The sequence below is a fragment of the Monashia sp. HAY1-5C genome (genome assembly GCF_056755255.1).
Map to the genome: position 1 here is coordinate 1 of NZ_JBPGXG010000120.1, position 14,536 is coordinate 14,536.

A 14,536-nucleotide genomic window follows, 5' to 3' on the forward strand; every position below is an offset into this window, starting at 1 on the left:
GAAGGAGATGACCGGCACTCGAGGGTGGGCCACCACGGCCTGGCCGACGTCTGCACCACCGGGGAGTACGTGCAGCAGACCCGCGGGCAGCCCGGCCTCCTCGAACACCCGGGCGATGAGCACGCCACCGCTGACCGCGGTCCGCGGATCGGGCTTCACCACGACGGCGTTGCCCACGGCGAGCGCCGGAGCGACCGCCCGGATCGCGAGCAGCAGCGGCGCGTTGAAGGGTGCGATGACGCCCACGACGCCCACCGGCCTCCGGCGCGCCAACGAGAGGCGGGGAGCGGTCGAGCGCAGGAGCTCGCCGTACGGTGCACTCGCCAGTCCGGCCGCCTCGAAGCACTCCTGCGCCGCGACGGCCTGAGCACGGTGGGCCATGGCCAGTGGCGCCCCCGACTCCCGCGCCGTCCACTCAGCCGCCTCGTCCGCATGCTGCTCGAAGAGCAGTCCGGCACGGCGCAGCACCGCGGCGCGTGTGTCGTAGCCGCCCGCCGCCCATCCCGGCTGCGCGGCCGCCGCCACGTCGACGGCGCGCTCCACGGCGGACGCGTCCGCGAGCCCGACCGTCTCCAGCTGGTTCCCGGTCGCCTTCTCGATGACGGGCCCCTGGGACACGCCGGGCTGCCAGCCGTCGCTGAAGTAGCGCCCCGACCAGTGGCTCTCGCACAGCAGCGGCGAGCTCATGCGGGCGACCCCACGGCTGCCTCCGCACACCCGACCACGCCGTCAGCCAGCATCCCGTCGATCTCGACGTCGTTGAAGCCGAGGTCCCGGAGCACCTCGGCGCTGTGCTGCCCGAGCTCCGGCGGAGGGCACTGGTGCGGCAGGTACGCCCCGTCGAAGGTCACCGGCAGGTGCACGACCTCGAGCTCGGGCACGTTGGGGTGCGGCAACGGCGTCACGAGACCCACGGCACGCACCTGCGGGTCGTCGGCCACCTCGTGCACCGGCCGCACGGGGGCGCTCGGGACGCCCGCCGCCGCAAGGCGTTCCAGCAGATCCTCGGCCGTGAAGGCACGCGTCGCTGCGGAGACTGCCTCGTTGACCTCGGCGCGGTGTTCCGCGCGCTCCGGGTTGGACCCGAAGCCCGGTCGCTCCAGCAGCTCCGGCGCCCCGAGGGCCCCGACGAGGCGCGTCCACAGGGTCTGGTTGCCCGCCGAGATGAAGACGTGACCGTCCGCGACGGGGAACGCGCCGTAGGGGACGACACCTGCGTGGCCCGACCCGAGGTTGCGCGGTGCCGGGTTGCCGGCCCTGGAACCCATGACCTTCTGGTCGACCCAGGAAACCGCCGTCTGCAGCAGCGACACCTGCACGTGGCTGCCCTCCCCCGACTGGTCCCGACGGCGCAGGGCGTCGAGGATGCCGATGACGGCCCACATGCCCGTGCCCTTGTCGAGGATCGACAGCGGCACCCGCATGGGCGGCCCATCGCCCGTGTCCAGCATGCTGACGATGCCTGAATACGCCTGCAGCAGAGGGTCGTACGCCGGCTCGCTGGCTCTCGGGCCAACAGAGCCGAAGCCACTCATCTCGCAGTAGACCAGACGGGGGTTGAGCTCGCGCAGACGCTCGGCGTCGAAGCCGGCCTTGGCGAGCGCGCCGGGCCGCAGGTTCTGGACCAGGACGTCGGCGTCGGCGAGAAGCCGTTCGAGCACCTGCGAGCCGCGGCCGTCCTTGAAGTCCAGTGCCAGGCTCTTCTTGTTGCGGTTCAGGCCGAGGAACGCCATCGGCTCGCTCCCCCAGTACGGGGGCGCCCAGCCACGCGTGTCGTCACCGGCACCCACCCGCTCGACCTTGATGACCTGGGCGCCGAGGTCACCGAGGATCTGGCCGGTCGTGGGCCCGGCAACGCTCGTTCCGAGCTCGACCACGCGCAGGCCGACCAGCGACCCCGGTGCGGTCCCGGTGGGGATCTGGCTCTGCATCGTCGACTCCGTCGTTGTCATGGCACGTCCTCCCGTGCGCCTCCCTCGGGACGGCCGGCGCGGCGGATCCCGTCGATCTCGTCCCGCGCGGGCGAGGTGATCGGCTGCCTCCACGGACTGGGGCACCCGGCATACGTCGAAGGCCCCAGACGGAAGTGCTGCGCCTGTTCCTCGGTCTCGACGAGCGGCATGTCCATCGGGTAGAGCGCCTCGAGGCTCGGACGCGGTCCGGCCTTGCTGACCTTGCCGTGAAGCGGGTGGCCGACGACCTCCTCGGCCAGGTGCGCCGCCTCGACGAGCTTCGCGACGTCGATGCCGGTGTCGATGCCCTCGGTCTCGAGCAGGTCCACCAGGTCCTCGGTGGGGATCATCTTGGTGGCGCGCCCGTTGCCGCAGTAGGGGCACCCGCCCATCCCACCGATCGAGGTGTCCAGCACCAGCGTGTGCTCCGACGAGAGCGTCCTCAGCGCGACGTAGGCCGACGTCAGGGCACTGCCCCGGCCGTCGTGCAGGTGCAGGTGGAAGGTGTGCACCTGCGGCCATTCCCCGCGGATGACCTGGAGCTGCTCCTCCACGGCCCGAGGGGAGTTCCAGCTCATCGGGTCGCCGATCCAGACTGCGTGCGGGGTGATCCCGGCCGCCTCCCAGGCCTGCATCTGCAGCCGGATGAGCTCCGTGCGCCGCTCCTGCGGGAAGGCTCCGAGCCAGTTCGAGCCCCAGGCCGCGTTGATGGCCACGACGGCCTCGGTCACGCCCCGCTCGACGGCGGAGGCGACGGTGGCAGGCACGGCGGCGATCTCCTGCGCCTGGGTGCGCGCCGCGTTGCGCTGGACGAAGACGTCGCAGAGGTGGATCGTCGTGCGGGCGGCCGCCTCCTGCGGAGCCAGCGGCGGCACGTGCCGGGCGCGACGCTCGGCGCCCTTCTGGTTCAGGGCCAGAGCGGTGTACCGGACGCCCGGGACGGGCGTGAAGCCCGCGATCACCTGCTCGATGTGCTCCATCTGCGGCACCCACTTGGGGCTCACGAACGAGCCGACCTGGATGGTGCGAAGCCCGGTCCGGGAGAGGGCGTCGAGCAGTCGGATCTTGGCCTCGACCGGGATCTCGGAGCTCTCGATCTGCATGCCCTCGCGCATGCCTTCCTCGATGATCTCGACACGGGGGAGACCGCTCATGCCTCCGCCCTCCCGACGAGGACCGGCGCGCCCACGGGCGGACCGGCGAGCACGTCCTGGAAGCCGGCCAGGTCGCCTCCTCGCCACTGCGCGGTCAGGTCGGACAGGAGCGCACGCGTCCGATCGGACGCCCAGCCGACGGAGGCGAAGGCGTCGATCGCCTTGTCCTCCAGCTCTTCCGGGGTCAGCGGGTTGCGTGAGTCTCCCCGGCTGACGTCGACGCGTCGCGTGCGCGTCGCACCGTCGGCGGTCCGCACCGTGAGCACCGTGAACGGCTCGGTCGATGCAGGGTCGTCCGGGTCCGCGCCCTCGCGCACCACGACCGCGTCCATCAGCGAGCGCACCCCGGCGTCGCGGACGGCCTCGTCGGTGAAGTCGGCAAGTCGGACGAGCCCCGTCCGCAGAGCACGCGCCACGGTGTACAGCAGGCTGAACTTGCCCTCCAGCCCACTGCTGGGCAGGTGCGGCAGGAGTGGCTTCAGCCCGCCGCGATGCACCGTGACCTCCACCGACGAGATCGCCGCGAGGTCGAGCCCGGGGCGCAGGTCGAGCACGGCGTCGATGGCCCGGTGCGTCGCGTAGCAGGACGGGTAGCGCTTGATCGCCCAGTCGTCGCTCCAGCCGTCCTCCCAGCGGCGGAGCCGCTCGGGAAGCTCGGCGAGCATCGCCGCGTCGGTCTCGCCGAAGAGCGCGAAGAAGCCTCCAGGCGCCTCGAGCTGGGTGACCCGGGACGTGAACCCGCGAGAGGCCAGAGCGATGGCGGTGACCGCGTCGCGCGCGGCCAGCCCGGCGTGGAGTGGCTTGGTCATGGTGCCGAAGTTGGCCCGACTCCCCGACGCCGTCGAGGCAGCCAGTCCGAGGGCATGACGCGTCGTCTCCACGTCGAGCCCGGCCAGGCTGGCCACCGCGGCCGTGGCCGCGAGGCGGCCGGTCGTCGAGGTGTTGTGCCATCCGCGGCCGTAGTGCACCTCGAGGGGCAGCACCTCGGAGACGGCACGGAACACCGCCGAGCCGACCGCGTACGCCGAGACGAACCGGTCGGTGGTCACCGGCGTCACCCCGGCCCGTGCGAGCAGCGCGGGGAAGAGCACCGCCCCCGGGTGCATTGGCATGGTGGGCGAGGCGTCGTCCCAGTCCAGCGCGTGGGCGGCGGTGCCGTTGACCAGTGCCGCGGCCGACGGACCGACGCGCAGGTCCGAGCCCCAGATGCTGCAGCCACCGGGCGCCGGCTCCTCCTCGAGCAGGCTGAGGAGAGCCTCGACGGCAGCGGTGCGGCCACCCGCGACGCCCACGGCCAACGTGTCGACGAGCGAGGAGAGCACGGCGTCGGACCGCGCGCTGCCCGCACGCCGAGCGGCCGCCTGGACGGCGAAGGAGGCGACGGCGTACGTGGCCCCGTCGTCGGCGTCACGCGGCGCGTCGGAGCGGTCCTGCGGGTGGGGCGGCGCGGGAGGTGCTGAGCCGGGAATGGTCATGGCTCAGAAGCTCTTCGGCATGCCCAGGTCCCGGTGGGCGATGCCCGCGAGGACCAGGTTGGTGGAGATCGGAGCGATCAGTGGCCCGCGAGCCGCGCGGAACTTCTGCTCGATCCCGTACTCCGAGGCCAGTCCCGCTCCACCGAACGTGTCCATCGCCGCGTTCGCGGCGTTCCACAACGCCTTGGACGAGAGCAGCTTGGCGGTGTTGGCGTAGAAGCCGTCCCGGCTCCCCTCCTGGAAGACCTTGGCCGCGTGCCAGCGCATGAGGCTCGCGGCCCGCAGCTCGGTGAAGGCGGTGGCCAGCGGGAACTGGATCCCCTGGTTCATCCCGATCGGGCGGCCGAAGACCTCGCGCTCCTTGGAGTACTGCACGGCACGGTCGATGAAGTAGAGCCCGGAGCCGATGTACTCGCTGGAGACCAGGAGACGCTCGGAGTTCATCCCGGACAGGATGACGCGGAACCCCTTGCCCTCCTCGCCGATCCGGTTCTCCACGGGAACCCGCAGGTTGGTGATGGTCAGCTGGTTCGTGTGGTGGCCGGACATGACCTTGATCGGCCGGTACTCGATCTGGCCGTTCTCCTTGGCCTCGCGCACGTCGACGAGCAGGACGGTGATGCCGTCGGTCTTCTTCTCCACGTCCTCGTACTTCTCGGTGCGCACGAGCAGGAGCATGAGGTCGGTCTGGTGGAAGCGAGACGTGAAGATCTTGCCCCCGTTGACGACGTACTCGTCCCCCTCCCGCCGCGCGAAGGTGCGGATGCGGGTGGTGTCCGTGCCGGCGTCCGGCTCGGTGATCCCGAAGGACTGCAGGCGCAGTCCGTCGTTGGCGATCTGCGGCAGCCACTGCTTCTTCTGCTCGTCGGTGCCGTGCCGCAGGATGGCACCCATCTGGTACATCTGCGCGTGGATGGCCCCGGCGTTGCCGCCCCACCGGTTCAGCGTCTCGAGGAACAGGGCGGCGTCGGGGATGGTGCCACCGCCACCGCCGTACTCCTCGGGGATGAGCAGGGAGAGCCACCCGCCGTCGCTCAGGTCCTTGACCCATTCGGCGGGGTAGCGACCCGACTCCTCCACCTCGATCCAGTACTGCATGTCGTACGCGCGGGCGATGTCCGACACTGTGTCGCGCAACGCTTCCTGGTCCTCGGTGAGGATGTCCTCGGCGAGCCAGTCCTGGGCCATGGCGGCCTCCTTCTCGTTCTGGGAGTGCGCGGGTCGCTCCGCCCGCGCGGGTGGTCAGGCAGTCGCCTCCACGGCGACCTCGAGCAGGAGGGGTTCGGCCCTCTCCCGCAAGGTGGGGACGATGCGGTCCAGCTCTTCGACCAGCTCTTGATGCGTCGTGACCCGCTTTGTTGCGCAACCGAATCCGCTCGCGATGGTGGACACGCTCACGTCGTCGAAGTGCGGCCACGGTGGCTTGCCGCCGTGGGCTGCGGCCAGCCGGTCCATCACGGCGTACCCGCCGTTGGACAGGACGACGAAGAGGGCGCCGACCCGGTAGTGCTGCGCGCTCCAGAGTCCCTGCACGTTGTAGAGCGACGCGCCGTCGCCGAGCAGGGCCACCACGGGCCGGTCGGGCCGCGCCATTCGCACGCCGATGCTCGCCGGAAGGGCGAAGCCCAGGCCGCCCTGCGCCACGGTGACGAAGCCGAACGGGCGGCGGGTCGGGATGAGGTCGAGCAGGAGGCGCCGGGTCGAGGGGCTCTCCTCGAAGACCGTCGCGTCCTCCGGAAGGCGCTCGGCGAGCGCGGCATACACGTGCTCGGCCCGAAGGGTGCCACCCTCCGGGACGGGTACCGGTCGGCGGGCTGGGCATGGCGCGGCCTCCGCTCGCGGGGCGACACGGCCCGCCAGCTCTGTGACGATGCCGGCCACGTCGCCGACCACGGCCAGGTCTGCTGCGCTGTACGCCGCCTCCTCCGGGTCCGACGTGACGACGACGACGGTCGTGCCGGGGTTGACGAACGGTCCGGGCTCCCAAGTGCCCTGGCGGAAGGCCGGGCCGCCGACGACGAGCACGAGGTCGTGGCCCGCCAGGGTCTCGCGCAGGGCCCTGCGTGTCGGGGGCAGGTGGCCGCGGAATCGCGGCGAGTCCTGCGGGAAGCCGGACTGCGAGCCGTGCGCCTCCTGCCAGACCGGGCAGGCCAGGCGCTCGGCGAGCGCCGTGAGGCCGCTCCACGCGTCGGTCGAGTCGGCGCCGGGACCCACCACGACAGCAGGCGTGCCGGACGCGTCGACGAGCGCGGTCAGCTCGGCGGCCAGCTCCTCGCCCACGCCGCTGGCGACGCGCAGGCGAGCCGGCGCGGGCAGGTCGATCGTCTCGTCGGCCGGTTCGGACCAGTCACTCATCGGCACGACGACGACGGCTGGGCCCCGCTGCAGGGTCGCCTCGTGGACGGCCCTGGCGATGACAGCGGGCACGTCGGCCGGGCGGGCGGGCTGACGGAGGGAGACCGGGTAGCGGCCGGCCAGTCCCTCGAGGTGCCCGGCCAGGAAGGGGTCCGACGCCAGATGGCGGCGATCCTGCTGGCCGACGAGGATGACGAGCGGAGCCTTGTTGGTGCGCGCGGTCGCGATGGCCCCGACCGCGTTGCCGAAGCCGGCGGTGGTGTGCAGCAGGACGAGGGCGGGTGTCCCCGTGGCCAGGGCATGACCCGAGGCCATCCCGACGACCGACCCCTCGTGCAGCCCGAGCACGAACTCGAAGTCGTCGGGCAGGTCGGTGAGCAGGGCCACCTCGGTGGAGCCGGGGTTGGCGAACAGCCGGGTCATGCCGAACTGGCGCAGCACCTCGAACGCTGCATCGCGCACCGTCGTCACGGCCTGCTCCTCTCTGCTGGGAACCGGGGCAGGAGGTGCCCCGGACACCGCCATCGTCAAGGGGCTCCGACGCCGGTGGCAGGCGTTGTCGCACCCAGCGGAAGAGCCTCCCGGCGGCGCGTCCTTCCTCTCACTGGGTGAGGCGTCGCCTGACCGTCCGTGGTTGCGGCCCCTAACGTCGCCGGTGTCCCGCTCGAGCAGGAGGAACCATGTCAACGACCACGGGTACGCCGGCACCGGCGTCAGCAGACGCCGAGCGGACCGCCGCACCGGATCCGTCTCCCAGGGGCGCCGCCCTCGACGACATCCGGGTCCTCGACATCGCGACGCTCTTCGCAGGGCCGTCGGCGGCCACCGTCCTGGCCGACTTCGGCGCCGACGTCATCAAGGTCGAGCACCCCCGAAAGCCGGACCCGGCGCGCACGCACGGCCAGAGCAAGAACGGGATCGGCCTGTGGTGGAAGATCCTCGGGCGCAACAAGCGCGCCGTGACCCTCGACCTCTCGCATCCCGAGGGGCAGGAGGTCTTCCTCGAGCTGGTCCGCACGGCGGACGTCGTCATCGAGAACTTCAGGCCCGGGACGCTCGAGCGGTGGGGCCTGGGCTACGACCGGCTCCGCGCGGTGAACCCGCGCATCATCCTGACCCGGGTGACCGGGTTCGGGCAGACCGGGCCTCGCGCCACCGAGCCCGCGTTCGGCACCATCGCGGAGGCGATGAGCGGCTTCGCCCACTCCACCGGCCAGCCGGACGGCCCGCCCACCCTGCCGCCGCTGGCCCTCGCGGACAACATCAGCGGCCTCGCGGCCGCGGTGGCCACCCTGACGGCCCTCCACCGTCGCGAGCGAACGGGCGAGGGTCAGGTCATCGACTTGGCCATCATCGAGCCGATCCTCGCGATGCTCGGTGCGCAGGTGACCGTGTACGACCAGCTCGGCATCGTCACGCACCGGCGTGGCAACCGGTCCGAGAACAACGCGCCGCGCAACACCTACCGCACCGCGGACGGCGACTGGGTCGCGATCTCGACGAGCGCCCACTCGATCGCCGAACGGGTGATGACGCTCGTCGGACGGCCCGACCTGGTGCGCGAGCCCTGGTTCCACGACGGCTTCCAACGCGCCCAGCACGCCGACGTGCTCGACGAGGCCGTCGGCACGTGGATCGCACAGCGACCCACGTGCGAGGTCGTCGCGGAGTTCGCACGCGCACAGGCCGCGCTCGCCGTGGTCAACGACGTGTCCAAGGTGGTCACCGACGAGCAGTACGCGGCGATCGGCGCCATCGCCACCGTGCAGGACCAGGACCTCGGACCGGTGCGGATGCCCAACGTGCTCTTCCGCATGTCGGAGTCGCCCGGCACGATCCGACACACCGGGCGGGAGCACGGCGCCGACACCGAGCGTGTGCTCGCAGAGATCGGTGTCGACGACGAGCGCCTCGCTCGGCTGCGCCGCACGGGTGTGATCTGAGTGCTGGCCGACATCGCCACCTGGCTGTACGTGCCCGGTGGCCGGCTGCCCGAGCTGCTGGCCAAGGCCGCACGCACGGCCGACGGCATCGTCATCGACCTCGAGGACGCCGTACACCCGTCGGCCCGTCCGGGCGTGAGGGCCCTGCTGCCCTCCGCTCTGGCCGCCGCGGCCGGCGCCAGCACGGGGTTCCCAGGGGACGGTCACGTCCCGGTCGTCGTGCGGGTCAACCCGGTGGACTCGGCCGACTTCGCGGCGGACCTCGCGGCCGTCGGCCCCCTTCTCGCCGAGGGAAGGGTGCACGGCATCCGGCTGCCCAAGGTGGAGTCAGCGACGGACGTGAGGAAGGCGTACGCCGCCTCGAGCCGGTTCCTGGACCGGCCGCACCTCGTCCCCCTCATCGAGTCGGCCCTGGGCCTGCTCCACGCTGCCGAGATCGCCGCCGAGACCGGGGTGCACTCTCTCACCCTCGGCGAGAGCGACCTGCGCGCCGACCTCGGGCTGCCGCGGGACGGCAGCGAGGACGGCCTGCTCCTCGCGCGTCTGACCGTCGTGCAGGCCGCACGAGCGGCCGGCCTCCCCTCCCCCGTCGCGAGCGTCCACCCCCACGTGACCGACCTCGACGGACTGCGCCGGTCGTGCGAGGCGCTGCGCCGGCTCGGGTTCTACGGTCGCTCGGTCATCCACCCCCGACAGGTTCCCGTGGTGCGCGGCGCCTTCGCGCCCCGCGCCGACGAGCTCCATTGGGCAAACGAGGTGCTCGAGACGGTTGCAGCGATGGATCGCTCGCGCTCGGCCGCCGCCACCCTGGACGACGGGAGCTTCGTCGACCCGGCGATCCTTCGCCAGGCGCGGCTGATCCACGAGCGGGCAAACGCGTGAGCACCGGGCGTACCGCGGACGGGGCGACGGTCCGCGTCGTCGACCTCGCCCAGCCGCTGCATCCCGGCATCCCCACCTCACCCAACCACCCCGGCTTCCGACACGCCCTGCTACGCCGGCACGGCGACGCGGTCAGGGCCGACGGCACGTCGGGAGCCAACGACCTGCTGGTCATGGGCACCCACACCGGCACGCACCTCGACGCGCTCGCCCACATCAGCCACGACGGCCTGCTGCACGGAGGGGTCTCCGCCCTCGAGGCACAGGTGGGCGGTCGGTACCTCGAGCACGGGGTCCACGCTGTCGCGCCCATCGTGTGCGTCGGGCACCTGCTCGACGTGCCAGCGGCACTCGGCGTCCGACGGCTGGACCCCGGCCACCCCGTCACGGCCGAGGAGCTGGCCCTTGCCCTCGGCGACCGTCGGCCCGCGCCCGGCTCGGCGCTGCTCGTGCGGACCGGCTGGGCGCAGCTGTGGGACGACCCCACTGCCTTCCTCGACCACGAGGGCGGGGTGCCCGGACCCGATGAGGACGCCGTCGCCTGGCTGGCCACACACCGGCCACGGGTCGTCGGATCCGACACCACCGCCTTCGAACACATTCCCGCGGGACGTGGCCACGCGCGCCTGCCCGGCCACCGGATCCTGTTGGTGGAGAAGGGGATCCCCATCATCGAGATGTTGAACCTCGAGGAGCTGGCCGCGCTGTCTCCCGAAGCCTTCACCGTCGTGGCAGCGCCCCTGCGGCTCCTGGGTGCCACCGGCTCGCCGCTGCGCCCGCTGGCGCTCGTGCACTGAACCATCCGCACCGTCCCGGAGCGCCGCCCACAGGGCCGAGCACTCCACCGTCCATCGCCCGGAGGAAGACATGGCCGCCGCTGCCACCACACCCATGGAGGGCACCGCAGTTGCCCGGCTCGCACAGTTCGCCGCTGCCGTGGCGGCTGCACCGCCCGAGGAGGCGCTCGAGGATGCCCGCCAGCGCCTGCTCGACGTGGTGGGCATCTCGGTCGCGGCCCTGGACACCGCGCCGGCGAACGTGGTCCGGACCCTCGCCCGCCGCTGGGGCGGACAGCCGGCGGCGGGTGCGATCGGTCTCGACGGCCCCGTCCCTGCCCCGTCGGCTGCCTTGGTCAACGGGACCCTCGCTCACGCCCTGGACTTCGACGACACGCACGTGCCCTCGATCCTTCACCCGAGCGCCTCGGTCGTGCCGGCCGCCCTGGCTGCGGCCGAGGACGCCGGAGCCTCCGGCCGGGCGCTGCTGGCCGCCATCGCGGTGGGCAACGAGATCACGATCCGCCTCGGCAACGCCGGCTACGACCCGGCGATCAACAACTCCGTCTTCTTCGACCGGGGACTGCACGCCACCTCGATCTGCGGCACGGTGGGCGCCGCGGCTGCTGCCGGCGTCGCGATGGGTCTGGACACGGAGCGCCTCGCCCACGCGATGGCGATCGCGTGCAGCATGGGCGCCGGGCTGCTCGAGGCCAACCGGGCCGGCGGATCGGTCAAGCGGATGCACTGCGGCTGGGCTGCACACGGCGGCGTGGCCGCCGCCCAGGCGGCACAGGCCGGGCTGACCGGTCCCCCGACGGTCCTCGAGGGGCGGTTCGGCTTCTTCCGTGCCTACTGTGGCGACATCTACGACGAGGGCGCCCTGCTCGGGGGACTCGGCACCGAGTGGGAGACGGCCTCGTGCTTCGTCAAGCCGTATCCGACGAACGTCTTCACCCACACCGGCATCGATGCCGCTGTCGCGCTCCGGGAGCGGGGGCTGCGCCCAGAGGAGGTCGAGTCGGTCCGCATCGGCGTGGCGGCGGCGACACTGCGCACGATCGCCGAGCCGCGGGACGCCAAGATCCGGCCGGAGTCGGGCTACCACGCCCAGTTCAGCGGGCCGTTCACCTTCGCGCTCGCGCTGCGCGGTGGTGGTGGGCTCGGGGTCTACCTCGACGACTTCACCGACGCCGCCGTGCGCGATCCGCTCAACCTCCGCGTGGCCGCCACGGTGGAGCACGCGTCGGACCCGCGCTGTGAGCAGATCTTCCCGCGGCACTTCCCGTCGGTCGTCGAGGTCCGCACCGTCGACGGACGCGTCCTGCGCGAGGAGGTGCTTTCCAACCGTGGCACGGCGCAGCGTCCCCTCAGCGACGCCGAGGTCCAGGTGAAGTACGAGCTCAACGCCCGTCGGCTCGGGGCCGGGGCCGACGTCCTGGCGGAGCGCATCGCGCGGGTCCTCGACCGCCCCACCGTGGCCGGCCTGCTCACGCACTGACGGGACATGGGGCCTCTCATCCCGTGACAGGCCTGTGGCCCCTCGCACTGCGAGAGGCCACAGGCCGACGCACGCCGCGCGCGGTCGTCAGACGGGGGCCGTCACCGCGTCGTAGGAGTAGAGCCAGTCGTACCGGTCGGCGATCGGCTCGTCGCTCCACTCGCGCTCGAGGTAGGCCTGCGCGGTCTCCTCGGTCGCGAGCTCGCGGCTGTGGAACCGGTCCGTGTTGGCCGTCGCTCCGCGGACCATCCGGCTCGTGCGGTCGATCCGTGCCTCCTCGTAGCGCTTGAGGGCGACAGCCGGGTCGTCCCCGAAGGCGTCGAGCGCGCGGGCCAGCACGACCCCGTCCTCGATGGAGTGGACGGCCCCCTGCGCGAGGAACGGCAAGGTCGCGTGCGCGGCGTCGCCGAGAAGGCTGATCCGTCCCGAGGTCCAGGAGGGGATCGGTTCGCGGCTGACGAGGGCCCACTTGAGCAGTCGGGGCGAGGCCTTGATGAGGGTCAGGATGTCCTCGTGCCAACCGTCGAAGTCGGCGAGGCACTCCTCGACGGTGCCCGGCTCGTTGCCGCCGGCCGCGGTCCAGGTCTTGCCCTCGATCGTGGCGACGAAGTTCATCAGCGAACCGCCGTGCAACGCATACGTGACGGCGTGGCCGCCCGGCCCGATCCACGTCGATCCGACGGGTGCCTGCAGGTGCCTCGGGAGGTCGCCCATGGGGATGAGCCCGCGCCAGGCCACCATGCCCGAGAACTGTGGGTCGCTCGGCCCCCACACGGTGTTGCGCACCACTGAGCGCACCCCGTCGGCCCCGATGACGACGTCACCGGTCACCCGGCTCCCCTCTGCCAGAAGGACGCTCGCCGACGACTCGTCCTGCTCGACGCCGACGACCCGGGAGCCGAGGCGGATGACGTCGTCCCCGGCGGCTCGCACGCCGTCCTCGAGCGCCTTGAGCAGGTCGGGGCGGTACACCGTGAGGTAGGGGTAGCCGTACCTCTCCACGGCCATCGGGCCGAGGTCGAACATCGGCCAGGGGCGTCCGGTGTTCCAGAGCCGGAACTCCTTGCGCACCGGATCGCACGACTGCCTCCGCAGCTCCTCGAAGACGCCGAGGTGGTCGAGCGCCCGGTTTCCGTTGGGACTGATCTGGATTCCCGCTCCGACCTCGGTGAGCTCCCGTGCCTGCTCCAGGACCGTGACCTGCACCCCGCGCTGCAAGAGCGCCAAGGCCGCTGTCATTCCGCCGACTCCTCCGCCGGCCAGGACCACGTGCATCAGCTTCTCCTTCAGAGCGTCTCGGTGCGCAGCAGGCCGAGGGCGGCCACAACCGGCTCGTCGCTCGACCGCACGAGCCGGGCGGACTCGGACACCACGTGCTGGTAGGGCCGCCACGCGGGGACGGCCACGATGTCGCCGCGCTCCCACGTCAGCGTCTCGCCGTCGACGACGGTCTGACCTGCACCCTCGACGACGGTGAAGATCGAGTTCGCCGTCGTCCGCTGCCGGGCGGACGTGAAGCCGGCCGGCAGCTCCTGTACGTGCAGTGCGATGGTCGGCATCGCCGGCCCTCCCAGCTCGATCTCGCGCTCGGCCATGCCGTGCGCGGGCGCCGTCGTCTGTTCTGCGAGGCGTGCGAGGGAGTCCTCCCACCGGAAGGCGATGGGCGAGGTCTCGACCTCACGGGGCTGGGCCTGGACGCCGTCGGGGTGCTTCTCGAAGAACATCGGCTCGAGGAGGTGGACGAGCGGCACGTCGAGGATGTCGACCCAGTAGCAGTCGTCGGGACCCGACGCGGAGTGCTCGTGCCAGGCCCAGCTGGGCGTGAGCAGCACGTCGCCCGGACGCATCTCGACGCGGTCACCGTCGACGACGGTGTGGGTGCCGCGTCCGTCGAGAATGATCCGGAGGGCGGCGGGCGTGTGGTGGTGTGCCAGAGCGACCTCACCCGGCTTGATCAGCTGGTAGGCCGCCACGAGCGTCCGCACGGTGGCGTAGAGGTTGCCCTCCACGGGGTTGGTCAGGGTCAGGTTGCGCCGGTCGGCCATCTGGTGGTCGACGAGATCGCCGGCCACCTCGAGGACGGCCTTGAGCTCGGCGTAGTGCCACACGTGCGGCAGGAAGTTGCGTCGCGGCTCCGGCCACAGCGCGGGAGCGCGACGGTGCCAGCCACCCTCGACGCTCAGGGCGTCGAACACGGCATACAGGTCATCGAGGTTGTCGATGTCCTCCACGGAGGTGGAAGGGGTCGTGGTCATGTCGGCTCCTCAGTGCTGCTTGACGATGGGTGGGTCGTACCGGCGGGCGAACACCTCGGTCCGCCCGTTGGTGCCCTGGACGACGTCGACGCTCATCACGCCGACGCGCTCGATGCTGATGCGGATCGTGTCGCCGTCGGTGACGGGCCCCACGCCGGCGGGGGTGCCGGTCGCGATGATGTCCCCGGGGTGGAGGGTCATGACCGCCGAGGCCATCTCGACCATCCCTGGGATGTCGAGGAC

13 protein-coding genes are annotated in these 14,536 nt (G+C 72.0%); 4 read left to right on the forward strand and 9 right to left on the reverse strand.

Going from position 1 to position 14,536, the window contains the following annotated elements; translation table 11 throughout:
• The 6 genes from ACR9ZK_RS16495 to ACR9ZK_RS16520 all read right to left on the reverse strand — a co-directional run.
• Nucleotides 1-687 (reverse strand): aldehyde dehydrogenase family protein (locus ACR9ZK_RS16495; protein ID WP_481343033.1); only part of this gene is annotated, 687 nt, incomplete at its 3' end.
• Nucleotides 684-1,952: a CaiB/BaiF CoA transferase family protein gene (locus tag ACR9ZK_RS16500; RefSeq protein ID WP_481343034.1), complete on the reverse strand. Its 1,269-nt coding sequence runs from the start codon at nt 1,950-1,952 to the stop codon at nt 684-686. The genes ACR9ZK_RS16500 and ACR9ZK_RS16495, both read right to left, overlap by 4 nt.
• Complete coding sequence (locus ACR9ZK_RS16505) at nt 1,949-3,106, reverse strand: beta/alpha barrel domain-containing protein (RefSeq protein WP_481343035.1); 1,158 nt, start codon at nt 3,104-3,106, stop codon at nt 1,949-1,951. The genes ACR9ZK_RS16500 and ACR9ZK_RS16505 overlap by 4 nt, the downstream gene beginning before the upstream one ends.
• The gene (locus tag ACR9ZK_RS16510) at nt 3,103-4,581 is read right to left on the reverse strand and encodes an MmgE/PrpD family protein (RefSeq protein ID WP_481343036.1); all 1,479 of its coding nucleotides are present in this window, start codon (nt 4,579-4,581) and stop codon (nt 3,103-3,105) included. Before ACR9ZK_RS16510 ends, ACR9ZK_RS16505 begins: the two co-directional genes overlap by 4 nt.
• 3 nt (nt 4,582-4,584) lie before the next feature.
• Entirely contained in the window at nt 4,585-5,769 is a 1,185-nt protein-coding gene (locus ACR9ZK_RS16515) for an acyl-CoA dehydrogenase family protein (RefSeq protein WP_481343037.1), read from the reverse strand.
• Nucleotides 5,770-5,823: 54 nt separating this feature from the next.
• Nucleotides 5,824-7,407, reverse strand: coding sequence for a thiamine pyrophosphate-binding protein (locus ACR9ZK_RS16520; RefSeq protein ID WP_481343038.1), 1,584 nt, complete (start codon nt 7,405-7,407; stop codon nt 5,824-5,826).
• A 209-nt stretch (nt 7,408-7,616) separates the two neighbouring features.
• Between ACR9ZK_RS16520 and ACR9ZK_RS16525 the strand changes: the two genes are divergently transcribed.
• The 4 genes from ACR9ZK_RS16525 to ACR9ZK_RS16540 all read left to right on the forward strand — a co-directional run bounded on the left by ACR9ZK_RS16525 (nt 7,617) and on the right by ACR9ZK_RS16540 (nt 12,038).
• Nucleotides 7,617-8,879, forward strand: a complete 1,263-nt coding sequence (locus ACR9ZK_RS16525) for a CaiB/BaiF CoA transferase family protein (RefSeq protein ID WP_481343039.1) — start codon at nt 7,617-7,619, stop codon at nt 8,877-8,879.
• The gene (locus tag ACR9ZK_RS16530) at nt 8,880-9,761 is read left to right on the forward strand and encodes an HpcH/HpaI aldolase/citrate lyase family protein (protein ID WP_481343040.1); all 882 of its coding nucleotides are present in this window, start codon (nt 8,880-8,882) and stop codon (nt 9,759-9,761) included.
• The gene (locus ACR9ZK_RS16535) at nt 9,758-10,558 is read left to right on the forward strand and encodes a cyclase family protein (RefSeq protein ID WP_481343041.1); all 801 of its coding nucleotides are present in this window, start codon (nt 9,758-9,760) and stop codon (nt 10,556-10,558) included. The genes ACR9ZK_RS16530 and ACR9ZK_RS16535 overlap by 4 nt, the downstream gene beginning before the upstream one ends.
• Nucleotides 10,559-10,628: 70 nt before the next feature.
• The gene (locus ACR9ZK_RS16540) at nt 10,629-12,038 is read left to right on the forward strand and encodes an MmgE/PrpD family protein (RefSeq protein ID WP_481343042.1); all 1,410 of its coding nucleotides are present in this window, start codon (nt 10,629-10,631) and stop codon (nt 12,036-12,038) included.
• 87 nt (nt 12,039-12,125) lie between these two features.
• Here the strand turns inward: ACR9ZK_RS16540 and ACR9ZK_RS16545 are convergent, their stop codons facing one another.
• The 3 genes from ACR9ZK_RS16545 to ACR9ZK_RS16555 form a co-directional block, all read right to left on the reverse strand.
• Entirely contained in the window at nt 12,126-13,313 is a 1,188-nt protein-coding gene (locus ACR9ZK_RS16545; RefSeq protein ID WP_481343043.1) for an FAD-dependent monooxygenase, read from the reverse strand.
• A gap of 11 nt (nt 13,314-13,324) precedes the next feature.
• Nucleotides 13,325-14,293, reverse strand: coding sequence for a cupin domain-containing protein (locus tag ACR9ZK_RS16550; RefSeq protein ID WP_481343044.1), 969 nt, complete (start codon nt 14,291-14,293; stop codon nt 13,325-13,327).
• 9 nt (nt 14,294-14,302) lie between these two features.
• The coding region (locus ACR9ZK_RS16555) for a fumarylacetoacetate hydrolase family protein (protein ID WP_481343045.1) at nt 14,303-14,536 on the reverse strand (234 nt) is incomplete at its 5' end.

Coding starts and splice junctions, on each gene's coding strand:
- ACR9ZK_RS16500 (WP_481343034.1), bottom strand. CDS start 1,952: ATGACAACGACGGAGTCGACGATGCAGAGCCAGATCCCCACCGGGACC.
- ACR9ZK_RS16505 (WP_481343035.1), bottom strand. CDS start 3,106: ATGAGCGGTCTCCCCCGTGTCGAGATCATCGAGGAAGGCATGCGCGAG.
- ACR9ZK_RS16510 (WP_481343036.1), bottom strand. CDS start 4,581: ATGACCATTCCCGGCTCAGCACCTCCCGCGCCGCCCCACCCGCAGGAC.
- ACR9ZK_RS16515 (WP_481343037.1), bottom strand. CDS start 5,769: ATGGCCCAGGACTGGCTCGCCGAGGACATCCTCACCGAGGACCAGGAA.
- ACR9ZK_RS16525 (WP_481343039.1), top strand. CDS start 7,617: ATGTCAACGACCACGGGTACGCCGGCACCGGCGTCAGCAGACGCCGAG.
- ACR9ZK_RS16540 (WP_481343042.1), top strand. CDS start 10,629: ATGGCCGCCGCTGCCACCACACCCATGGAGGGCACCGCAGTTGCCCGG.
- ACR9ZK_RS16545 (WP_481343043.1), bottom strand. CDS start 13,313: ATGCACGTGGTCCTGGCCGGCGGAGGAGTCGGCGGAATGACAGCGGCC.
- ACR9ZK_RS16550 (WP_481343044.1), bottom strand. CDS start 14,293: ATGACCACGACCCCTTCCACCTCCGTGGAGGACATCGACAACCTCGAT.